Consider the following 23787-nt stretch of genomic DNA (forward strand, 5'->3'; position numbering starts at 1 on the left):
ATAGAGACCTGAACAACTAGTATTATGAAGAAAATTATCGTTATCACCGAACCTCAGTTTATCGAAAACGAGGTAACTGTTGTTGAATCCTTGTTTGAGGCAGGGCTAGAGATTCTGCATATTCGTAAACCATCGGCTTCGTTGGCCGAGCTAGAAAGTTTTCTTCGGGCTATTGCTCCTCAATATCTCAAAAGGGTTGTTTTGCATAGTCATTATCAACTAATGGCCAAATACAACATTAGGGGGATTCACCTCACTAGCCATGTTTGGGAAGAATTACAAGAACAAGGTACACTAAAAGAGTATATCAGGCCTCTCCAAAAAAGAGGTCTGAGTATCAGTGCTTCTACACATAGTTTTGCCGAAATACAGCGTCTTCCCAGTACATTGGACTATGTATTTCTTAGCCCTTTTTTCGACAGTATTTCAAAACCAAGCTATTTTGGCTCAATCAATGTGAGTGAGGTGGAGGACTTTATTTTTCACCAAGCCAAAATACCACCCATTGTTGCTTTGGGGGGTATCCAAATCAATGCTATTGCTGCCCTGAAAAATATAGGGCTTCACGGCGTGGCTTTATTAGGTACGATTTGGCAAGCCGATAACCCTACAGCAGCATTTCAGGCATTTTGTCGTGCTTTTTAAGCTTACTTTTACTATTATATCAAATGAATATCGCCAAACTCCATTATATCACACAAGATTTAGTACATATACCCCATTGGGAACAAGCAAGAAAAGCCTGTGAAGGTGGGGCTAATTGGGTACAACTTCGGGTCAAGAATCAAACGGCCGAGGAATGGTACAATACTGCTTTGAAAACACAGGAAGTTTGTAAGCATTTTGGTACAAAATTGATTATCAACGATAATCCAGCATTAGCCCTAAAAATTCAGGCCGATGGGGTACATTTAGGAAAAACAGATATGCCTCCGTTAAAGGCTCGTGCTATTTTGGGTAATGAGTTTATTATTGGAGGAACTGCCAATACACTCGAAGATATCAACGAATTACTAAAAACGGGTACAGTACAGTATATTGGGCTAGGGCCTTATCGGTTTACCAAAACCAAAAAGAATTTAAGCCCTATTTTAGGACTACAAGGCTATCAATCCATTTTTAAAGAATATCAAACATGGCCATTCCAAGTGCCGATTGTGGGTATTGGAGGCGTTTTGCTCAACGATATTCCCGATTTGCTTGCTGTTGGGCTTCATGGTGTGGCGGTGTCATCGGTCATCAACTTGTCTGAAAACCCAGTATCAACCACACAGGATTTTCTTGAAACACTGTACAATACGCACAAAATAACAAGGCATTCATAACAATTATGGGATTTGTTTTAAGATAAGCTCATACCAGAAGTTTTAAGATGAAAGAATATGAGGGATTGTTCTTGAATAAATCAAACCTTCCTCAATAATTATTTTCCCATTAACTGGCAAATAGATGTGCCAGTTACAAAAGTTAAAGCTGTTTTTGGAGGCTTTATCATTTAACACAAAGATTTTAACAAAAATGGCTTTAACAATAGCAGATAAAGTATTTGAGTCTAGGCTTTTTACAGGTACAGGAAAGTTTAGCTCTTCGGCCCTGATGGAAGAAAGCCTTTTGGCTTCGGGTTCAGAATTGGTAACAGTGGCCTTGAAAAGGGTAAATTTACAGGAAAAAGAAGACGATATTTTGTCGTACTTACACCATTCACAGTTCAATCTGTTGCCCAATACCTCTGGTGTTAGAAATGCCAAAGAGGCTATTTTTGCTGCTCAGCTAGCCCGTGAGGCTCTCGAAACCAATTGGCTCAAGCTAGAAATTCACCCCGATCCTAAATATTTGATGCCCGACCCTATCGAAACACTGCAAGCCGCCGAAGCGTTGGTGAAATTGGGTTTTGTGGTAATGCCCTATATTCATGCCGACCCCGTTTTGTGTAAGCGACTAGAAGACGTTGGGGTAGCCGCCGTAATGCCTTTGGGGTCGCCTATTGGGAGTAACAAAGGACTGAAAACGATTGATTTTCTTGATATTATTATAGAGCAAAGTCGTGTGCCAGTGGTGGTGGATGCTGGTATAGGCTCGCCTTCCGATGCCGCCAAGGCTATGGAAATAGGGGCCGATGCCGTGTTGGTTAATACGGCTATTGCGGTTTCGCATAATCCTGTTCAGATGGCAAAGGCCTTTAAAATGGCTGTAGAGGCTGGCCGAATGGCCTATGAGGCTAAGTTAGCTCCTATATCGGCACAGGCTATTGCAAGTAGTCCGCTTACCAGCTTTTTGAATTGGTAATACCAAGGGGTTGCCCCGATTAATCAAATAGGAACAAGTATGGATTTTTATCAAATATTTCAGCAATATTCTTGGGAGGCAGTCAAGAAAAGTATTTACCAAAAAACGGCCAAGGATGTACAAAAGGCTTTGCAAAAAGCTGGTCGTCGTGATTTAGAAGATTTTAAAGCCTTAATTTCACCTGCGGCAGCTCCCTTTTTGGAGGAAATGGCACAGCTTAGTCATAGGCTTACCCAAAAGCGTTTTGGCAAAACCATTCAGATGTATGTTCCGCTGTACTTATCTAACGAATGCCAGAATATTTGTACTTATTGTGGCTTTAGTTTTGATAACAAAATCAGAAGGAAAACGCTGAACGACTCAGAAATTTTACAAGAAATAGCGGTGCTAAAAAGGATGGGCTATGAACATATTTTATTGGTAACAGGCGAGGCCAATCAAACTGTCGGTGTCGACTATTTGCAAAGGGTAGTACGGTTGATAAAACCTTACTTTGCCCAAATTTCGATAGAAGTACAGCCACTCGACCAAGATGAATATGAGCTACTAAAAGCCGAGGGCGTGCACACGGTACTGGTGTATCAGGAAACTTACCACGAAGATGATTATAAAAAGCACCATCCAAAAGGTAAAAAGTCAAATTTTCAGTACCGAATCCAAACGCCCGATAGACTTGGAAAGGCAGGAATACACAAAATGGGTTTGGGAGTATTGATTGGTTTGGAGGATTGGCGAGTAGATTGTTTTTATACAGCCTTGCATCTGGATTACCTCGAAAAATACTACTGGCAGAGTACCTATTCCATTTCATTTCCACGTCTACGGCCGTTTTCGGGAGGTTTAGAACCCAAAGTAGAAATGCCTGACCGTGAGTTGGTTCAACTGATATGTGCCTACCGTATTTTGAACGAAGAGGTAGAGCTATCTATTTCGACCCGAGAAAATGAGATTTTTAGAAATAATATAATCAAGCTTGGTATTACTTCGATAAGTGCTGGCTCTAAAACCAACCCAGGAGGCTATGTTGTCGAACCAGAATCTTTGGAGCAATTTGAAATCAGCGATGAGCGAACACCCCACGAAATAGCCCAAATGATTCAGCAACAAGGCTATGAGGCCGTTTGGAAAAATTGGGATATAGCTTTGTACAAAAAGTAGCGATGTATTGTTGGTTATTATTACAAGTGTATCTTGCCATAGAAGTTGAATTCTTTGTAGAAAAAGTTAATTTCGCATAGAATTCAACTTTTATATATGTCGTTTTTAGCCAATTTTCATCAACCATACCCTCTTTTGCCTTTCAAAGAGGTATTGTTTCGTGATTTTCTATTTTTTGTTTTTATTACCATTTTCTTGCTAATTTTTCAGCCTTTTGGTTTAGACGTATATGCCTACAACCGAGTGTATTTGATTGTAGGATATGCCGTAGTAACGTTTTTGGGGGTATTACTCAACGATTGTGTAGGATATATTTTTTTTAAAGATATATTTTCAGAAAAAAACTGGACGGTATCAACCCAAATCGTTTGGGCGATATGGGTGATTTTTTCGTTGGGTATAATCAATTTTTTATACGGAGTGTGGATTGAAGCTTTTCCATGGAGTTTATGGGGGTTTCTTAAAGTACAAACGTATGTAGTATTGTGTTCGTCTGTGCCTATTGCGTTGGTGGTTTTATTTCGACAGAATTATTTGTTACGGCAAAATTTATATGAAGCCCGAGCTATGACAGAGGTGATAGCTCAACATAATGATCAACCTGTGGATGGAGAGGTTATCTTTTTTGCCGAGAACCAAAAGGATTCTATTTCGCTCAATAGCGAAGCCATATTGTATATAGAGTCGATTGATAATTATGTCGAGCTTGTATGGCACGAATCTTCAAGTATCAAAAAGACATTGCTTAGAAGTACGCTTACCAAAATAGAAGAGACCTTGCAGTACAACCCTGCTTTTTTTAGATGTCACCGAGCTTATATTGTCAATAGTAGACATATTGAACACGTAGAAGGTAATTCTCAGGGTTATAAACTTAGTTTGAAATACCTCCAGAATAACATTCCAGTAGCACGTGCAAAAGGCAAATTGTTAAAAGAAATTCTCGAAAAATAATATAATATTATTAGCATTTTGTCCCCAAAACTGTACGATTTATCCCACGTCAAAGCAGGTTATCCCTCAAATTAGCTTAATACCCCTATTTTTTGTTTTATACAGACAGGCTAGACTAAGTTTGTTGGCTACTTCCTCAGTAGGGAAGGCGACAACCAACATGTACACTCAGCTATTTGTATTAACCAACATGATACCCCGATTCCTTTTCTGCTTTTTATGTTTTATAAAAACGTCTTTGGTAAGTTTTGAAGCCCTCTCATACAAGCTTCAAGATAGCCTAAAGCAATACCCTAAGAATATTATCTTGCCAGCCATAGCTTATACTCCCGAAACTAGCGTTTCTTTGGGTATTTCGGGCGTTCGGGTGTACTATACCGATACTGTTTCTAGGGCTTCACAATGGTCTACTACAATGTTGTACACCTTCAAGAACCAATTATTGATAGAATTGGCAGCTCAGTTGTTTTTTCGGGAAAACCAGTATTTGCTGAAAAGTAAATTCAATTTCAATCAGTTTCCAGAATATTACTATGGAATTGGCAATAACACCCAAGAGCATGACAAAACAATAGTACAATATAATGTGGTAAAATGGGAGGGAAGTATTACTAGACGTTTGGCTAAGCGGTGGTATGGAGGGCCTAAAATGTATATCAGCAAGTATTTTAATATGATTACCGAAAAAAGCTATGTCGATAATCATCGTTTGTATGGGCTTAATGGGGGCTTAACTACAGGGGTTGGTTTTGCGAGTATTTATGACAGCCGAGACAACATCATGAATGCAAGGAAAGGGTGGTATTGGGAAACCTCCGCTGTTTGGAATAGGAAAGAGCTTGGTGGCGATTATCAGTATTTTATGTTTATGACCGACCTAAGAAAATACATAGCATTAAGTACTAAGACTATTTTGGCATGGCAGGGTGTTGGTCAAATCGAAAGTGGACAAGTACCTTTTTTACAGCTTTCGTACCTTGGCGGTAATACCATAATGCGGGGCTTTTACAGTGGGCGTTATCGAGACAATAATCTGATAGCCACTCAAGCTGAAATACGCCAAGAGCTTACGCCAAAGTGGGGAGTCGTAGCTTTTGCAGGGCTTGGTCAGGTTTTTAACCAATGGCTAGAGGTATCTATACCAGCTTTACAGCATTCATTGGGTTTGGGTTTGAGAAGAGTTTTAAATAAAAGCCAAGGTATCAACCTACGCCTTGATGTAGGTTTTGGTAATGGACAAAGTAATTTTTATATCAATATCGCAGAAGCGTTTTAACCTTAATTTGTATGAAATATATTGGGTTTGTTATTTTATGGAGTTGTTATCATTTGGCCGAGTCATCAATGTATTATGCCAATAATGCCATAGGGTTTCTTTTGGGAATGGCTTTGTTTTTTGTGTGTGCTTGGCAATTGCCCAAGCACAGAGGCTTGAGTAGTTGGGGGTTAGGATTGCATAAAGGCTGGTGGAAAATGCTGCTGAGTGGTATGTTGATAGGCTTTGTACTGTATGGACTACAGTTTACTCTTGCTATTTATTGGCGAAGCGAACAGCTCGTTAAAGTACCTAGCTGGGAGGTAATAGTGCCACAGTTGGCTTATTGGAGCTTAGGAACAGCCTTATCTTCATTTTCAGAAGATATTTTGACACGAGGATACGTATATCACTATTATAAAAATACGCTGTCGCCTACTTGGCTGGTGATAGCTTCGGCTTTATTATACTGGTTCAATCATATACATCGGCTTACCGATGGCTGGGTTACGTTTGGGTATCTTTTTGTTTTGGGGATTTTACTGATGATACCTTTAGTAAAAACCCAAAGCCTTTGGGTTACAGGTGGTATTCATTGGGCGGGTAATATCTTTTTTCACCTAAGCCATTCTATAGCTCGTACCCAAGAGGTACCCCATAGTCGTTATAGCTCCAATATATTGCTGATATTTTGTATAATAGTATTGATACCGATAGTGGGTGTTTTACCATTTTCGCCAGTAAAAAAGCCTAAAGCAATGCCTTAGGCTTTTCATTATTACACCAATATAAAAAATCCTAATGGACTTCTTGTTTTTTTGTTAGTACTCAGTAGTTTGAGGGTTGAAGTTTGTCCATTTTTTTGTCCAATCATTCGAGCCATCAAATGCTCCTCGGTAACTAGCAGATTCAAAGCCAGCAGGCAATGTAACGCCGTCAGCTAATATTTTCGAGCCTTTTTGAGGCGTAAATTTCGGTGAATTGAGTAGGTTAAAATCGGTATCTAGCCCTAAGTCTTCGAGTTTCCAATTGATGGTGTTTTTACGGTTGGCATCATTAAATAAAGCTGTTTCAACGCCTGAAATAGGAACAGCCATACCTGTAATAATCAATCCCTTGTATTCTGATTTGCCAGCTTTAAAGTTATCTTGTGAGGCCGTTCCTTCCAATTCTAAGCCTGCTTTCGGATATGCACCATTTACTACAGTATTATAGATACTCAAGGCCGAGTTACGTCTAATACGGAAGGCTGAGCGGTATTTCTTGTCGACAGCCCCCGAAGCAATATACAAACTGATATTAGCAAATTTGGCAGATGTTTGTGGCAAAGCCGTTGAGCCAGAGCCATCGTTATCAGATTCAAAACCATTCGAGTCAGAGCAACTGCATTGGTCAGCTACCAATGGGTCACGCAATGAAACGGCATATTGTACTTTTCCCGAAAAACCATTGTCTGTATCAAAATCATCGTCGAGTGTGCGGTAGGCAATTAAGTGCTTGGCATTGACAGCCCCGCCAAACCATTCAAAAGCGTCATCGCCAGAGTGCGAAATCTGTACATAATCGATTTTTGTACCATTACCTACACCACCCAAAGTTAAGCCATTGATTTCTTTGTCTGTTTCAAAAGCAACGCCAGCAAACTCAATACGCACGTATTTCAAAATACCTGAGTTATCGTTATCGTTATCGCCACCAAAAGTAGTAACGTTTTCGCCTTCAATTGTAATAGGATTTTTGTTGACTTTGGCTTTTCCCAAAAGAATCAGACCACCCCAGTCGCCTGGTTTACGTTGTCCAATAGCCTGATTAGAAGTAAATACAATTGGTTGGTCTTCAGTGCCTTCGGCCAATATTTTTGCTCCAGGTTTAATAATCAAAGTACCCTTAGTAGGCAAATCACCCTTGATAATAGTACCAGGCTGAATAGTAAGAGTAACACCCGCTTCAACATATACAAAGCCATTGAGAAGATACTTTTTGTCGGCAGTCCAAGTGGTATTGCTTGTAATAGACCCCCTTACAACAACCGATTCACGGCTGGCAATAGGAGCGGGTTCTTGAAAATCGTTTTCTAATTGACCACACGACGTTGTGCCTAAGGCAATGGCTGCGATAAAAAGAAGTTTATGAATATTTTTCATGATTGCTATTGAAAAGGCTTTCGGCTTAGGCTAGTGGCACAAGGCCGAAAGCTGTTGATATTTTGTTAGAATTTGTAATTGACACCAATCGTTGAAGTAGTACCACGCTTGAATTTTCTAAACACATCGTCTTGGCTGGTATTAATTGTTTTATCGTTGTTGGTATCGTTATAAAATCTGAATGGTTGGTTCAACAAATCTTGAATACCCACCTTTACTTCGATATGCTTGCCAAAGCCTTTGGTAAGATTTAGGTCGATTACATTTCTTGGCATTTCGTATACAGTAGGGAACACCACGCCATCGCCTACTAAAAAGATTCTTGAACCTACTACGTTATAAAGGATATTGGCAGAGAAATCACGGTCGGTATCGTTATAATAAATACCTGCATTAATCAAATAAGGTGATTGTCCTTGAAGAAAACGACTGTCAGATGATTGTCCGCTAAAGCCTGTTTTTACGTCCGAATCAATAATTGAAGCATTCAACAAAAGCGTGAGGTTATCAACAACCGACGAACCTGTAAGCCCTTTTAGCGATTTACGCATTTCTAATTCAAAACCCCTACTGAATGCTTTTTCGGCATTTCCAACCCCAAAAGCAATACCCGAACCAGCATTCAAAATTCTAGCTTCGATAGGGTTGGTAAATTGTTTGTAAAAACCTGCAATCGAAATTACTTCTCCTTCCGATGGATAGAACTCATAACGGAGGTCATAGTTAGAAATCGTCGCTGTTTTTAATGCTGCATTACCAACACGTGTTACATCAAAGTTGAAGTCGTAATAAGGAAAAGGAGCTAATTCACGGAACTCAGGACGGTTTACTGTTTGGCTAAATGCTGCACGAATTTGGTTTTTCTCGTTCAGCTTGTAAGAGAATGTAGCCGAAGGCAACCAGCTTAATAAAGGGCGGTCAACATTGAGTTTTTCGCCACTACCACGTTTTAGAGTTACTAATTGTTGGCGGTTTTGCTCGGCTCTAACACCCAACGATACATTGAATTTTGGTGTTAATGGAATATAAGCATTTACATAACCAGCGTACAATTCGTTGCGAGCTTTGTAGGCATCTTCATAGCCAGTACCTTCGTTGTAAAACAAGCCTGTAGGCGAAAGGTTAGCAGGGTTAAAGAACTGAGCAGGCGATTGAGTCAAAACGGCATCTCCTACATTATTGGCATTGACAATACCAAACCAACGAGCAGCAAAGCTACGGTCTTTTTTCTCTAAATAAGTACCAGCACGCAATTTGATAAACTCATTTTCGGCAGCATCAGCCTTGCCAATTTTATGTTCTACATCAACACGGCCAGAGATTACATTTTCGGTTAAAGAAGAGTAAAAACGAGCTGCCTGCTGTAATGTAGGGCTTTGCGATTGCTGAATATTAATGGTAAAAGGGTCGTTGCTACCAAGTGTACGGCTAGAAGTAAAGCGGCGGTTGTCGGGTTCTTGTCGATTGGTATAGCCATAGCCACCAGTCCATGTCAATTTTGTTATATCCGACAATTCGTGTGTACCACTCAACTGTCCCGAATAAATACTCTTTTGCTCGTAAGTCATCGAGTAGTTTTGCAGTTCAATATTGTTGTTGTTATAGCCATTTCTCAAAACAGTTTCTTTTGAGCCTAATTGGTTAAACAAGTTACGGAATTCAATTTTGTTGGCTGGGTTGATAATCAAAGCCCAGTTTGACATAGCACCTACTCTTACGTTTTCAGAATAAGCGTTATCGTTGTAGGCAAACTCTTTTTCGCTGGCTTTTGTACCAGCATTTTCGTTGTAAGCATAACGATAAAACTCGATGTTTGGGGTTCTTTGGTGAGTAAAGCTATAGTTCAATGAGTTGATAGTAGCAAGCTCTACATTACCAACTGCAAAGCGGCGAGTTAAACCTATGTTACCTCTGAAATCGGGCAAAACACTCAACGAACTTTGGTTGAAATATGTAGGTAATGCCTTGAATGCATCAATAACAGGTTGAGTATTAGCTCCTGCCAAGATTGTACCTGTACTAGGTAAAGAAGAAGGCAAAGAACGAAGACCGCTGTCAAAGCCTAGGAAGTCTGTACCGCTTCCTTTATACGTAGTAGCTGTTTGGAATGTTGTATTGCTACGGTGTCCTAGCGAAAAGCCTGCAGTAATAGTATTGCCATCTGGAATAGTCTTGGTATAGATTTTGATAACCCCTCCACCAAACTCACCAGGGAGGTCGGCCGAACCCGATTTGAAAATCAACATACGGTCGATTGCCGATGAAGGAATCAAATCGAAAGAAAAAGCCTTGGTATCTACCTCGGTAGAAGGTGTAATGGCATCGTTGAGCATAACGGTATTGTAACGTTCGTTCAAGCCACGTACAATCACGAAGCGGTCGTCTTGAATAGATACCCCTGGCACACGACGTACCACCGCCGAAGCGTCACGGTCTTGTGTTTTTTGGATTTGTTGTGCCGAAATCCCTACTGCGATTTGTTCTATTTTTTTAATTTCAGTAATTACCGAAACCTCTGTGCCTTTATTTTTAGTACCTCTTACTACCACAGCGTCGAGGGTGGTATTGGCTTCTGCAATACTGGTATTGATGACGGTAGTTTTGCCAGCTTCAACCCTAACATTTGAGATAACTTTGTTGGTATAGCCAACAAACGAGAAAATAACAGTGTGAACCCCAGCAGGTACACGAGCCAATTCAAAATTACCTTGGAGGTCTGTTTGAGTACCGATTTGAGTACCTTCTACTCTAACGGCTGTACCTAACATAGCCTCGTTAGTTTTGGCATCGGTGAGTGTTCCTTTGATGCTTCCTGTTTGAGCAAAAGAAACCAATGAAACCAATAAAAGGATAATTGAGCTGAGTAAAAATTTACGTTGCATGTGCGTTGTTTTTTAATTCGGGTGTCTCGAAAAACTTGACGCTACAAAAGTATTATTAGAATATTACCTCATTATTGGTGAATTTTAAACAAACTGTTAAGGATTCTATAGTTTTGATAACATATAGTTAACATTAGAAATATAGAAGTAATATTTGCCATTATTTGGGTATTTTATTGCATAAAATGATGATAGACTGAGTTTTGAAATATATTTCGCCAATAATATTACCACAATAACAGTAAAATGGAATTAAAGATATTTTAATGAAAAACATTAAATAAAGGCACAAAATCATTGTAAGTTTTCTTGATGCCCCCCAAATAAGTTTGGTATCATTATTGAAATGTTTTGTCAATATCAAGTATCTCTAAAAATTATGTCTAAGAAGAATAAAACGCCAAAAACAGAGCCGACCATCGCCAAGTCGGTTTCCTTTAAAGTAGTACCGCCCGCACAAGTACCCTCACAGCCCTTGCCTTTTCCTATCAAGATAGGAGTCAACCCAAGTGTTGTTATCTTGGTAATAGCCGTTTTTCTGGCCTTTGGAGGAGGTTTTGGTAACAAATTTGTTGAATGGGACGACCCTATTTATATTCTGGACAATACCTTAGTGAAAAACCCTTCAGGCCGTTAGTTAGAGGCTTGGCAAACCCATGTAGCCAATAACTATCATCCACTTGCTATGTGGTCGCTGATGCTAAATTCATCCTTGTCGGGCATAACTTCGGCCAAAGCGTTTATTATTACCAACACGATTTTACATCTTGGCAATGTTTTGCTGGTATTTTGGCTAACAAGATTGTTGTTGAAAAAACCAGAAGATAAAATATTGCCTACTACAGGTAAATCCATTTTTATTGCTTTTGTAACAGCATTACTATTTGCTATTCATCCAATGCGAGTAGAGTCGGTTACGTGGGTATCCGAGCGGAAAGATGTATTGTATGCCTTTTTCTTTTTAGGAGCATTGATCAGCTATCTCAAGTACCAGTATACCACTACCCCCCCATATTTGTTTTATTGTTTTTTATTATTTGTGGCATCTTGTTTTTCCAAAGGGCAAGCCGTGATATTACCAGTAGTATTATTACTTTTTGACTATTGGAACAACAGAACCATCCAGCTTAAAGTATTACTCGAAAAACTTCCTTTCTTGGTGGTAGCTATAGTGTTTGGCCTTATCGCCATTGATATTCAAGGCGGAGGCAATCTAGGCGGGCTATTACACCCTGTAGCAGGCAGTGGTGTAGCTTTAAAGCCCGAAGGAATTAATTTTTCCAAACAAATTACTTATGCAGGTTACGGTTTTATGATGTATTGGGTACATCTGTTTTTCCCCGTAAACCTTAGTCCAATGTATATGTTTTCGTCACCCAAAGCCTTTCATCCCGAATATATCCTTGGATTAGTAGTGATGTTAGTAATTGTGGCTTGGGGAATATACTCGCTCAAACGCAATAAAGTCATAAGTTTTGGAATAGGCTTTTTTGTGATTACGATATTGTTGGTATTACAATTTTTACAAGTAGGAGGGGCTATCATGGCCGATCGATATACCTATTTGCCTTATTTTGGGCTATTTTTTATGATAGCCTTTGGAATAGCCCATTGGTCAGAACAACAAGATTTTCGACAAAAACTAGCAATAGGCTTGCTGGTAGTATGGTTAGCATTCTTTTTTGTGATGACCCGCAAGCAAGTAAGCATTTGGCAAAATACAGGAACATTGTTTACCAGAAGAATAGAGTTATTTCCAGAAGATGACTATCGGGCATATTCGGTGGTAGCCAAATACATGGGCGAAGTAGACAATAACATAGAAGCCGTAATAGCATATAGTGAAAAAGCCATTGCTTTAGGTTACAAAGAAGATGCCGTACCGTGGGCAAACTTGGCTACAGCTTACGAAAAGAAAGGTGATTACGCCAAGTCGATTCAGTATCATAATGATGTAGTACGGCTGTACCCTTCGGCCGACGCTTACCTGAACAGAGGTAATACATACCTCAACGCCCAGTTACCAGCCCAAGCATTGCCCGACCTTAGAAAGGCGTTAGCCATGCCCAATAATGCTCGAAAAGCCCTAACTATTGGCTCATTAGCAACAGCCCAGCTCAATGCTGGTCTGACAAACGAAGCTTTGGCCAATTATAACATTGCTATAAACCAATATGGCAGCACCAATGCCGAATACTACTATAATCGAGGGGTAGCACTCAACCAACTAGGAAAGGTAGATGCCGCCATAGCAGACATCCAAAAGTGTGTACAACTTCAGCCAAGCCATATCAAAGGCAATCAAGCCTTAGTATTATTGGGGGTAAAAAAATAGAATAAGCTTATGATGAAAAAATAATAAGATTTTTTTTATTTTTTTTCAATGCTTACTAGTTGTTATTTTACACTGATAATGAATAGTTTACTGAACTATTACATAGCCATAATTATTTTTTCTTGTATCAGTGATAGTAAAAGCCCTTGCATTATCAAAAAAAAGCAGTAGTTTTGCATCATAGAAACACGGTTTGGTAGTTCAGCTGGTTAGAATACATGCCTGTCACGCATGGGGTCGCGGGTTCGAGTCCCGTCCAGACCGCAAAAGCACTCAGAAATGAGTGCTTTTTTGGTTTTACAGCCATTTTAAGCGGTTTATGTCATGGTTCGTTTAGTATGTTTTAGCAAATCATAGCAGATTTTTTGCTACCAGTTGTGATACCAAGTTTTTTCAAATAAATGACAGTAGGTTTACGGCATCAACTTAAACACATTGTCATGAAAGTTCAATACACACTGGTTTTCAATCGTAAAAAAGACCTAGCAGCTAAAGGCAAAAGCCTAGTGCAAATTCAAGCTTATTTGGAAGGTGGTCGTAGATATTTTAGCACAAAACTATACCTTACCCAAAAAGAATGGGACTCCAAAAAGGCTACTTGTAAAGACCCGTATTTAGCAAAAGCGCTCAGAGACAGAGTTAGCGAGTTTGAGCAATTTGAAGTTGAATTTAGGGCTCTCAATAAACGATTTTCTTTATCAGATTTTGATTTCTTTTTGAATCCTTCCAAAAAACAAGTTCCAATTTCATTTACTCAGTTTTTTAAAAAGCAGCTTCAGAAGGAATCACATCTCAAAAAAGGAACGCTCGTAAATCAGGAAAATACGCTAAAAAAGCTCATTGAGTTTCAACATAATATTGCTTTTGAGGATTTAGACTACTGTTTCTTACAAGACTTTGAAATTTTTCTTAGAAATGAAAAGAAACTAAAAACGAATACAATTGAGAAGTATCATCGCCAGCTACGCAAGTACATTAATCTGGCTATTAAACAAGATCTACTTCCTATTGAGAAAAATCCTTATAGGCTGTTTAAGCTATCGAAAGAGGAGACCGACACACTTTTTCTTTTACCTGAAGAAAGAGATAAGATAGAGCAATTGAACTTCGATAGTACACCTGAAGAAAAAGACCAACTAGAAATGGCAAGGGATATGTTCCTTTTTGCATGTTATACAGGTCTACGTTTTTCAGATTGTTACAACATGAAGAACTCTAGTATTAGCAAAACTAATCAAGGGTTATTACTAAAGTACAAGGCGCAAAAAACTGAGAAAATTGGTTACAAACCTCTGTACCTGCTTTTTGATGGAAAGCCACAAAAAATCATTTTGAAGTACTACTCTGGGAGTTCCGAAAAACGTGTTTTTAAGGGAATGACGAATACCAAAGTAAATAAATGCCTCAAGGTAATAGCCAAATTGGCTAGAATACCCAAAAAACTATATTTCAAGGCTTCAAGAGATACTTTTGGCACCTCTCTGTATATGTTATCTGGTGATGATAAACTCGTACAAAAGCAGTTGCAACATACAAAAAGAGAGCAAACTGATAAATACGTTCATCTAGTAGAACAAATTCAACATGAAGGACTACAAAAAATATTTAAACCCTGCAAATAACGTTCCCATGATAGAAATTCTTGAAGGGAATAGATACAGTCCAGATCTTAACAAAACAGGTAAAAAGATTAGTATCAAACACTATCTTAATACCTACCTTTTTCCTATTGGAGAAAACCATGAGAATAAGCCTCTATATCCCTTGTATTACCGAGTTATCTTTAACAGGCAATCTGTTAAAATCAAAAGCAATATAAATTTAGCATTACCTACAGATAGCTTTGATATAGAAAGCTTATCCGAGGAAAATAGCACTCTTATCTATCGTGAAGCACTTACACTTGTAAATATTATTAGTAAGATATATTGTAAGGTGAATGAAGAAACATTGAATCCATATTTTGCTTCAATGAAACTAAAGAGTAAGCTTGAGTTTGATATTAATCAAATATTTAACGATTTTGACTATACCCAATACGAACTCCCTAATTTGGTAAAGCAGTTACTAATGAATGAAATTACCAAGTTTGCTGAAGCGAATGGTCAATCCAAATTAATTGAAGAGCTCAAGCAGTTTATCAAAATACCCTCCCCTTATCAACTTGTACAGTATCTTAAATCTCAAGACAAGATTTGGAAAAAAATTGAGGATAAAGTACCTATTCATATCTGGTTCTTCGATATTCATTATGCTAAATTTCTTATGTCAAACGAGAGCTACCAGAAACTAGGCGCCACTTTTACAGACCTAAAACATGATTTGCACTTCAGAGAATGTTTTATGAAGTTTTGTCATGAAGAGTCAATCGAAATTGATCTTTATGACTTAACACAATCACTTGAAGATATTATGTAGATTTTCATACATCCACAGAAAGCCCTTAGAATACTGATTCTAAGGGCTTTTCATTTGATAGCAAATCATAGCAAAAAATATATCCAAATATGTTGTAATACTTACAACATATTTTATTAGTATTGCATTGTATTTAAAAACAATGTTACCATGCCTAGAACAAGTCGTACAAAAGTTCATCTAAGCGATGACACAATTTACATTCTGAAAGAATTTGAAAAGAAGATTTCGCACCTTGAATCAATTATCACAGCGCAAACAAAACAACCTTCTTCTATTCCTGAAGTACTTCAACCATCAGAGGTTTGTACCAAAATGGGATGGTCGAGATCTAAGTTTGAACAATTTAAACGGGAGGGACTATTCAGAACATTTAAGATAGGTGGTAAAGTCTACGTCTATACTTCAGATATTCTAGCTCTTTTTCCTGAAGGATTCTTTCATTGAAGTATTTGACTTTAGGCATAAAAAAACCGATATGCGTGAACATATCGGCTTTGATAACTTAAAGCAAATTGAATTTTAAATTCCCACACAAAATTATGTATTTTTTGCTAATTACGACACTCCATACAATTATGGAGCAGCTATTCTTTTGCCTTAACATTAGGCGCTTACTTCTAATTTCCTACAGCTCCTATGTAGGTCAATATCTTCTAAATGCTCCATACTCAAGAGTATATCAAACTTTATTTCCCTAACCTCTAAGAACTTATGACGGAATATAATTTTCGATTCGAAAAAAGCCCTAAAAAGAAAGGGAAATGTCCTAAGTGTGGACAAGCCAATACATTTCGCTATTACGAGGATCAGGAGGGAAACCGTCTTGATGAATCTCTTGGTAAATGTGAACGTATAAACCATTGTGGTTACCATCAAATACCTAACTTAATGCCGCATTCAACTAAAGATATAGTTTCATTAATCCCTAATAATCAGAGCATTATAAATCCAAGTAAAAGCTGGATAGAACGCTTTGATAAATGGACACTCGACTTGTCAAGTAATTTCCATACGTTTTGCTTGTCAAAAGGTATCTCAAAGGAACATCTTATCAAACATGGTGTAGCAACTGATGATAAAGGAAAAACTGTCTTTGTTTTCCGTAATGATAAATCACAAGTAGTTAATGCAAAATGGTTTGTCTACGATGAACAAGGTAAAAGAGCTAAAGATGGATATAATAGTCACTCGATGGTTCAACCTAAAAACAAAAATGTTCGATATGGCATGTGTTTGTTTGGTGAAGAGCAACTAAGTAGTGACAAAGAGAAAACAGTCATTATTGTAGAGTCAGAGAAAACAAAGGTTATAGCCTCATTCTTTTACCCTGAGTATTTATGGCTCGCTTGTGGTTCAAACAATGGTTTAACCTCCGAAAAACTCATGGTTTTATCTGGTAGAAATGTAATCTGGTTATGTGATGCCGATGCCGCAGGGAGGATGAATTCTAGTATTAAAAACCTAGAGAAAGCACAAATTAAACACACTGTCATAGACCTATTCCCTGAGCGTTCGGATGGCTATGATATTGCAGATGCCATACTAGAAGGGAAAAAGCCTGAGATAGCTCAAAAACAGCCTTCTGAGGAGAAGAAAATATCATCTGATATTTATATCAAGACACCAACAGTCATGTATAAAAATGACTATACTATCTGGGTCAAAACACGTAATAACTGGGAGGTAGTGGCCAATAACTTTTTGGTTTATGTAAAGTATAAAACTCAAGATGAGAATCAAAACTGTACATGGATTTTAGAGATTAGAATCAAGAATAAGGAGGCTATCTATATTGAAATGTCACATGAGGATTTTTGTTCGGCAAAGAGGATGAAAATGGAGCTATCAAACAATCTACTAAGCTTCAAAATCAACGATGTGCAACTAACAGAAATACAGGAACTCATTTACTCCAAAACGCAATTTGGTCAAGCTTCAAAGGTGACTCGATATGGATTCCATAGCGAGTCAAAAACCTATGTCTTTTCAAACAAAGTACTCCTACCAAATGGGACTCTTGTAGAGCCAGACAAATTTGGCGTTGTTACAGACAATAAAAGTTGTATTTCGCTACCACAAACCAAGGATAAAATGAAGAACAGATTTTTTATTTCTGATTCGGATGTATCTTTCAATCAATGGTACCAAATCTACATACAAACTCATACTTATGAGAAAGCATTCGTTCCAGCGTGCTTCTACATCATGTCCTTGTTTAGAGATATTGTGATTTCTCACAAAGGATCATCTCCTATCCTTTATTTGAAAGGTTCGGCTGGTACTGGCAAAAGTAGTGTTGTAAGAAACCTTACATGTCTTTTTGGCTATGAACAACCACAAATTAACCTTAAGACAAAAAACACAGAAGCTGCTCTGGTTAAATTGATGAGTCAGCTATCTAATGGACTTATTTGGATGGATGAATTTCATAATGATTTCTCCCATGAAGGTTTGTTGCAAGCAGCTTATGATAATGCTGGTTATCACAAAACTCCTGAAGCTTCAAGGAGTAATAACGAAACTGATAGTATTGACATTTACAGTGCTTTAGCCCTTACTAGCAATTATATCCCTAATAACCCTATTTTCTTCTCTCGTTGCATATTAATTCAAATAGAAAATAAGGAGAAAGAGGCATCCCAACGAAAGGCTTTTTTCAATTTAATTGATTTAGAAAAACGTGGTTTAGGAAATATTACGGTAGAGCTCTGCAAGTATCGTAAGCTTATAGACGAAAATTACAACACAGCCTTTAGTAAAATCTTTAACCGAGTAGAACAAGCTACGCAAAACGAATCAATGCCTGAGCGATTACTTAGTAATATTTGCCAAGCCCTGACGTGTGCTTACATTTTACAGGTAAATGATAAAATTCAAGTATGCGAATACACCGAAGAATCGGACATTCTGGATGAATTTGTAGCAATAGCTTTGAAAACGATACACCTGCAACATAGAATACAGAATGAAACCTCTGTTCTGGCTGAATTCTTTAGCATTCTCCAATATTTGTATGACTCTTCACAAATCCATGAAGGGGTTCATTTTAGGTTTGAAGGAAACTTCCTGCTTTTGCGTATGCCTTCGATTTATCCAATTTTTATACATAGATACCGCAATGTATATTACAAAGAGGCACATGATAAGGAATCTATCATCCAAGAGGTAGTGAAAATGGAGGCACCACGCAATTTTAAGGAAATTGTGAAGACAATTCGCTTCAAAAGTGCAGAAAACACACTTGAACAAGCTTTTAAAAATACCGTAACAAATTCTTTATCAATTACATACGAGACATTACAGTCAAGTTTTGGGGTGGATTTAAAGGCTAGACGGCTAGATGGCTAGAACGCTTTTTGAAACTTTTTTTTAAGCATTTTTTCTACAACGCTACAACGAAAATACTAGATACCTGATAATCAATATATTATATAAATTTTTATTAATTTTTTCGTTGTAAAATCGTTGTAAAATCGTTGTAACCGTTGTAAACATAAAAAATCGTTGTAGCCGTTGTAAACGATTACAACGATTTTACAACGACGAAAAAGAGATAAATAATTGATTATTAATATTTTACATTACCGTTGTAACGTTGTAGAAAACAAACACGTTTTTTTGAGTGCAAAAGTGTTCTAGCCATCTAGCCTTTTTTTAGCCTTATTAATAAAATACAATTCGAATCATGGTATATCAACTAGTATTAAGAGCCCAAGATGTACAAATAATCCTCAATCTTTGTAGAACGGATAGCTATCGGGTCATTCAAGAAATAAAAGAGGAATACGCCTTCTCAAAAAAGCTAAAAGGAAGTAAAATTCGCACCGTAGACCTAGCAGAAGCGTATGATTTATCGTTCGAGGATATACAACAGGTTTTAAATCAAAATAAATTTTGTAGTGACCTTTAATAAAAATCCCCTCGCTATACCAGCGAGGGGATTTTTATTAGCTCAATTCATCAATTTCACCTATTACATATCGTTTGTCCCTATTGAAAGTTATACCCTATTGTTGCATTCAGTTTTACCAAATAACACATTTGAGTAGAGCTGCATATAACAACTAAAACACCGTAAAATGGAAAAACTAACTCAAAACATTAACATCCGTACAAACCTGAACATTAAAAAGAGATTGATGGATGAAGCCAGTTCGCTAGATATGAATATGTCAGAATATGTCTTATTAATTCTACAAAGTCATTGGGATAAAAAAGACCAATCACTTGCTACGACCCATCAAGAATCTACTCTTTCCAGTCAGCATCAACTTTCAGAATCTGAACTTATCATTAGTCAATTAATTGCTGAAAAAAGTGAGCTTCAAGAAAAGCTCCAAGCTCAGAATAAGTCGGTTTGGCAAGAGGCCATGAGTACCGCCGAAAAACTATCTGAAGAAAGGATTAGACGTGAACGAGAAGCTGCCATATATGAATACCAAAGAAGTGGTGGGGCAACGATAGAATCAGCGACAATCACTAGTCTTCAGGCTCGTTTGGCTGCTTATGAAACAGACCTTCTCAAACAGGTTTTCAATGTAGTGAGACAAAACCCTAAAGTCTCAGATTTGCCAGACGTTGTTCAAATTTTGACCTATCAGTATTTTCAACAATTTATCAAACCATCTATCCATGACTAACAATATTTTTTTCTCTGAAGACCCGTTTGAAATTTTTAGTAGAAGTACCCCTAGCTCTCTGGGGTCAACATCCTCATCCTCTAAAAGTGGTTCTTCATTCTGGACGATTATCTTGATTGTATTGCTAATCGTAGGAATGGCAATCATCTATTTGTACAGACACACTATCCTTAAATTCTTTTTGGGGAGTTCTACGCCACCAAACGAAGTATCACCGAGTGTTACGGATACAGTCGCTGAAGAAAACAATGAAATCAAGGCAAGCCCTGTAGAGAGGCAGCCGTTCAAATTACTACCCGAACACAAGGTCATCCGACGTTTCGACCTCAGCGACCAAGATAATTGGGATAAAGCGCTCATTGTTCTAAAAGAAAAGGAAGGAAAGGCTGTTTTCGTAGCTGGTAAAGGCTGGTTGATTTATGAATAAGCATACCCTCTCTCATTTACGTAACACTTAGTAACACACAGTTTTACGCTGTTTTCCAGCGTGTTACCATGCTCTATAAGGTTTTACTTTGTAGAGCATTTTGTTTTACAATTTGATTATATGGCTTTTCTATTTTGATGGATTTAAGTATCTTCGTATTTCTCAACTTGCTCGTAAAAACAAGAGGTTTTCTCCTCCAAAAATATATCTGGAGATAAGTAAACATTTTTGGATATGCGATTAGACTTCTAGCTACTGTGGTCACAGCAATCAAGTAGAACCTTGGAACTATACCTTTTACATTTTACCATAGCTCAATTTGAAATTGCCTATCCACAAGCCTGCTTATTGCTTCTATTCTCCATCCATTTTTGTCTATGACTCTCTATTCTAGTAAGCTGGTTTTTAAAATCTATTAGATAAGTTATAATTACCCACACCATAAAATGGCGAAACAAAACAAAGAAGTAAAGGAAAAGGCAATTGAAGTAACCCTTTGGGATGCCGCTAATAAGCTCAGAGGTAGTGTAGAACCCGCAGAATACAAACACGTAGTACTAAGTCTCATCTTTTTGAAATTTGCTAGCGATAAGTTTGAGCAACATCGAGCTAAAATGATTGCTGAAGGCAAAGAAAAATACCTCGAAATGGAAGCGTTCTATTCCAAAGATAACGTATTCTTTTTGGAGGAAACTAGCCGTTGGAGCTACCTTATTCAAAAGTCAAAACAGAATGATATTGCTTTGTTGATTGATACGGCATTGCATACAATCGAAAAAAATAACAAGGCACTTAAAGGTGCTTTACCCGATAATTACTTCTCTCGTTTGGGCTTAGATGTTACCAAACTATCTTCCTTACTAGATACTATCAACGATATTGATACTACCAAAGATCCAAAACAAGATGTGGTAGGTAAAGTTTATGAATATTTCCTTTCAAAATTTGCTTTGGCAGAAGGCAAAGGGAAAGGCGAATTCTATACACCTAAAAGTATTGTAAACTTGATTGCCGAAATGATAGAGCCTTATAAAGGCATTATCTATGACCCTGCTTGTGGTTCTGGTGGTATGTTTGTACAAAGTATCAAGTTTATTGAAGCACATCATGGTAACAAGAAGGAGATTTCTATCTACGGACAGGAATATACTAATACTACCTACAAACTGGCAAAAATGAACCTTGCTATTAGAGGTATTAGTGGTAATCTTGGTGAGAAAGCTGCCAACACTTTTCTGGACGACCAACACAAAGACCTTAAAGCCGATTTTATTATGGCAAACCCTCCTTTTAACCAAAAGGACTGGCGTGCCGATAACGAGCTGACTGACGACTCTCGTTGGTTAGGTTATGATGTACCACCCAAAAGTAATGCCAATTACGGTTGGATTCTGAACATGGTAAGTAAACTCAGCGACAACGGCGTAGCAGGCTTTATTTTGGCTAATGGTGCTTTGAGTGGCGGTGGAGAAGAATATAAAATCCGTAGAAAATTGATTGAGAATAAGTTGATTGAAGCCATCTTAGTTTTACCACAAGATATGTTTTATACAACTAATATCAGCGTAACACTTTGGATAGTAAACAAAAACAAAAAGGCTCATAGCAAGCAAGTGGGTGATCAAACTCGAAATTACCGTAATAGAGAAGATGAAATTCTCTTTATGGATTTGAGACAGATGGGAGAACCTTTTGAAAAGAAATATATCCAATTTTCGGAAGAGGATATCAAAAAAATAACTGGAACTTATCATCAATGGCAAACGCAGGAGATAGAAAATATTCCAGAGTTTTGTTATGCTGCTTCTTTGGATGAAATAACTAAAAAAGATTTTTCACTTGTCCCTAGTAAATATATTGAGTTTGTAAACCGTGATGAAAACATTGACTTTGACGAGAAAATGCGCACACTTCAAACAGAGTTTACAGAATTATTAAAGGCTGAAAATGCCTCCAAAAATGATTTATTAACAGTGTTTAAAGGGTTGGGATATGAATTATAAGCAAAACATTGATAAATCTCATTACGGACGTATTGGCGACTATATTAAACTTATTGATGAGCGAAACAAAGGTCTACGTGTACAACAACTTTTAGGACTAAGTATTTCAAAACAGTTTATTCCATCTGTTGCTAACATCATTGGAACCGACATGGAAAACTATAAAATCATTCGCAAAAATCAATTTGCTTGTAGTACGATGCAAGTACGAAGAGACAAGAAAATGCCCGTAGCTTTATTACAGGAAGTTGACGAAGCCATTATCTCTCAAGCATACCCAATTTTTGAAGTAAAAGACGAAACAAAACTTTTACCTGAATATTTAATGATGTGGTTTACTCGCTCCGAATTTGACCGTGAAGCATGCTTTCATGCAGTTGGTGGTGTAAGAGGTAGTTTAGAATGGGAAGATTTTGAAAATATGCAATTACCTGTCCCACACATAGACAAACAGCGAGAAATTGTAAAAGAATACAACGTTATCCAAAACCGTATCGCCCTCAACCAACAGCTTATCCAAAAACTCGAAGAAACCGCTCAGGCTGTTTATAAACAGTGGTTTGGAGAAGGTGTTGATTTGGAGAATTTGCCAGAGGGATGGAGAGTTGACAAAATTAAAAATATTTGTAGTAAAATCGGAAGTGGCTCTACCCCGACAGGGGGCAAAGAAAGTTATTTTGAGACAGGTATTTCTTTGATAAGAAGTACAAACGTTTTTGATTACAATTTTTCAGTAGAAGACTTAGCTTTCATCAATGACGAGCAAGCAAACAAGTTAAAGAATGTAACTGTTGAAAAAAATGACATTTTGTTTAATATCACAGGTGTTTCGGTAGCCAGATGCTGTATGGTACCTCAAAATATTTTACCTGCAAGAGTAAACCAACATGTTATGATTATAAGACCTTTCAGTCATTTAAGTATTTCATTCTATTTACTTTTAAACCTTTGTTCTACAGATAGCAAAAATATTTTATTAGGAATTAGTCAATCAGGGTCAACAAGAGAAGCTATTACAAAATCTGAAATTGAAGAGTTTGAAATTATAATTCCTCAAACTAGTTTGTTAGAACGATTTGAAGGTTTAATACAAAAAATATTTAGTGCCAAAGATTTAAAATCTTTAGAGAACCAAAAACTAACGGAGTTAAAAGACTTATTACTATCTAAATTGGCAACGGTAAAATGATACTAGCTATGAGCACAATCTATAAATTAACGAACTGTGAATTCTTTAAAAGATACGCCTTATAATTCTTGAGCTAACTTTCACAATTAAGCA

Annotated in this window: 19 protein-coding genes and 1 tRNA gene; 18 read left to right on the forward strand and 2 right to left on the reverse strand. The window is 37.5% G+C overall.

All coding sequences use genetic code 11. The features are described from left to right. Positions 1 to 24: 24 nt before the first annotated feature. The 7 genes from FLEMA_RS73940 (at position 25) to FLEMA_RS73970 (ending at position 6420) form a co-directional block, all read left to right on the forward strand. Positions 25 to 645 carry a thiamine phosphate synthase gene (locus tag FLEMA_RS73940; RefSeq protein ID WP_052354257.1) on the forward strand — a complete coding sequence of 207 codons (621 nt, stop codon included), beginning with the start codon at positions 25 to 27 and terminating at the stop codon, positions 643 to 645. 23 nt (positions 646 to 668) lie between these two features. Then, positions 669 to 1325: a thiamine phosphate synthase gene (locus tag FLEMA_RS73945; protein WP_044173500.1), complete on the forward strand. Its 657-nt coding sequence runs from the start codon at positions 669 to 671 to the stop codon at positions 1323 to 1325. Between the two features lie 193 nt (positions 1326 to 1518). Beyond that, positions 1519 to 2286, forward strand: coding sequence for a thiazole synthase (locus FLEMA_RS73950; protein WP_044175217.1), 768 nt, complete (start codon positions 1519 to 1521; stop codon positions 2284 to 2286). 39 nt (positions 2287 to 2325) lie between these two features. Beyond that, positions 2326 to 3444 (forward strand): 2-iminoacetate synthase ThiH, encoded by a 1119-nt coding sequence (gene thiH, locus FLEMA_RS73955; RefSeq protein WP_044173502.1) that lies wholly within the window; start codon positions 2326 to 2328, stop codon positions 3442 to 3444. Between the two features lie 96 nt (positions 3445 to 3540). Further along, positions 3541 to 4398: a LytR/AlgR family response regulator transcription factor gene (locus FLEMA_RS76315; RefSeq protein WP_052354258.1), complete on the forward strand. Its 858-nt coding sequence runs from the start codon at positions 3541 to 3543 to the stop codon at positions 4396 to 4398. 190 nt (positions 4399 to 4588) lie between these two features. Next, positions 4589 to 5674, forward strand: a complete 1086-nt coding sequence (locus tag FLEMA_RS73965; RefSeq protein WP_159102726.1) for a BamA/TamA family outer membrane protein — start codon at positions 4589 to 4591, stop codon at positions 5672 to 5674. 11 nt (positions 5675 to 5685) lie between these two features. After that, positions 5686 to 6420 carry a CPBP family intramembrane glutamic endopeptidase gene (locus FLEMA_RS73970; RefSeq protein ID WP_044173504.1) on the forward strand — a complete coding sequence of 245 codons (735 nt, stop codon included), beginning with the start codon at positions 5686 to 5688 and terminating at the stop codon, positions 6418 to 6420. Between the two features lie 54 nt (positions 6421 to 6474). Here FLEMA_RS73970 and FLEMA_RS0153205 read toward each other — a convergent pair whose 3' ends face one another. Both FLEMA_RS0153205 and FLEMA_RS0153210 read right to left on the reverse strand, forming a co-directional pair. Next, the gene (locus tag FLEMA_RS0153205; protein WP_026997202.1) at positions 6475 to 7797 is read right to left on the reverse strand and encodes a beta-helix domain-containing protein; all 1323 of its coding nucleotides are present in this window, start codon (positions 7795 to 7797) and stop codon (positions 6475 to 6477) included. Between the two features lie 65 nt (positions 7798 to 7862). Beyond that, positions 7863 to 10679 (reverse strand): TonB-dependent receptor, encoded by a 2817-nt coding sequence (locus FLEMA_RS0153210; protein WP_026997203.1) that lies wholly within the window; start codon positions 10677 to 10679, stop codon positions 7863 to 7865. A gap of 379 nt (positions 10680 to 11058) precedes the next feature. Here FLEMA_RS0153210 and FLEMA_RS73975 point away from each other — a divergent pair, with 379 nt between their 5' ends. From FLEMA_RS73975 to FLEMA_RS76995, 11 genes are all read left to right on the forward strand, one after another. After that, positions 11059 to 11316 carry a hypothetical protein gene (locus FLEMA_RS73975; RefSeq protein WP_044173506.1) on the forward strand — a complete coding sequence of 86 codons (258 nt, stop codon included), beginning with the start codon at positions 11059 to 11061 and terminating at the stop codon, positions 11314 to 11316. 60 nt (positions 11317 to 11376) lie between these two features. Beyond that, positions 11377 to 13014 carry a tetratricopeptide repeat protein gene (locus FLEMA_RS73980; RefSeq protein ID WP_159102727.1) on the forward strand — a complete coding sequence of 546 codons (1638 nt, stop codon included), beginning with the start codon at positions 11377 to 11379 and terminating at the stop codon, positions 13012 to 13014. Between the two features lie 190 nt (positions 13015 to 13204). Beyond that, positions 13205 to 13278: transfer RNA gene (locus FLEMA_RS0153290), tRNA-Asp, on the forward strand. Between the two features lie 176 nt (positions 13279 to 13454). Further along, positions 13455 to 14636: a site-specific integrase gene (locus tag FLEMA_RS73985; RefSeq protein WP_044175221.1), complete on the forward strand. Its 1182-nt coding sequence runs from the start codon at positions 13455 to 13457 to the stop codon at positions 14634 to 14636. A 7-nt stretch (positions 14637 to 14643) separates the two neighbouring features. Then, the gene (locus FLEMA_RS73990; RefSeq protein ID WP_218918547.1) at positions 14644 to 15432 is read left to right on the forward strand and encodes a hypothetical protein; all 789 of its coding nucleotides are present in this window, start codon (positions 14644 to 14646) and stop codon (positions 15430 to 15432) included. A gap of 714 nt (positions 15433 to 16146) precedes the next feature. Beyond that, a complete protein-coding gene (locus tag FLEMA_RS74000; protein ID WP_044173514.1) occupies positions 16147 to 18783 on the forward strand; it encodes a DUF6371 domain-containing protein in 2637 nt (878 codons plus the stop codon). 337 nt (positions 18784 to 19120) lie between these two features. Further along, the gene (locus FLEMA_RS0153440) at positions 19121 to 19345 is read left to right on the forward strand and encodes a hypothetical protein (RefSeq protein WP_026997211.1); all 225 of its coding nucleotides are present in this window, start codon (positions 19121 to 19123) and stop codon (positions 19343 to 19345) included. A 169-nt stretch (positions 19346 to 19514) separates the two neighbouring features. Further along, a complete protein-coding gene (locus tag FLEMA_RS74005; RefSeq protein WP_044173517.1) occupies positions 19515 to 20075 on the forward strand; it encodes a hypothetical protein in 561 nt (186 codons plus the stop codon). Beyond that, positions 20068 to 20502 carry a hypothetical protein gene (locus FLEMA_RS74010; protein ID WP_044173520.1) on the forward strand — a complete coding sequence of 145 codons (435 nt, stop codon included), beginning with the start codon at positions 20068 to 20070 and terminating at the stop codon, positions 20500 to 20502. Before FLEMA_RS74005 ends, FLEMA_RS74010 begins: the two co-directional genes overlap by 8 nt. 446 nt (positions 20503 to 20948) lie before the next feature. Beyond that, a complete protein-coding gene (locus FLEMA_RS74015) occupies positions 20949 to 22505 on the forward strand; it encodes a type I restriction-modification system subunit M (protein ID WP_044173522.1) in 1557 nt (518 codons plus the stop codon). Next, on the forward strand, positions 22495 to 23694 hold the full coding sequence (locus tag FLEMA_RS76995) for a restriction endonuclease subunit S (RefSeq protein WP_044173524.1): 1200 nt from the start codon (positions 22495 to 22497) through the stop codon (positions 23692 to 23694). Before FLEMA_RS74015 ends, FLEMA_RS76995 begins: the two co-directional genes overlap by 11 nt. Positions 23695 to 23787 lie beyond the last annotated feature (93 nt).

Origin of the sequence: Flectobacillus major DSM 103 (assembly GCF_000427405.1) — a bacterium.
Lineage (GTDB): Bacteria > Bacteroidota > Bacteroidia > Cytophagales > Spirosomataceae > Flectobacillus > Flectobacillus major.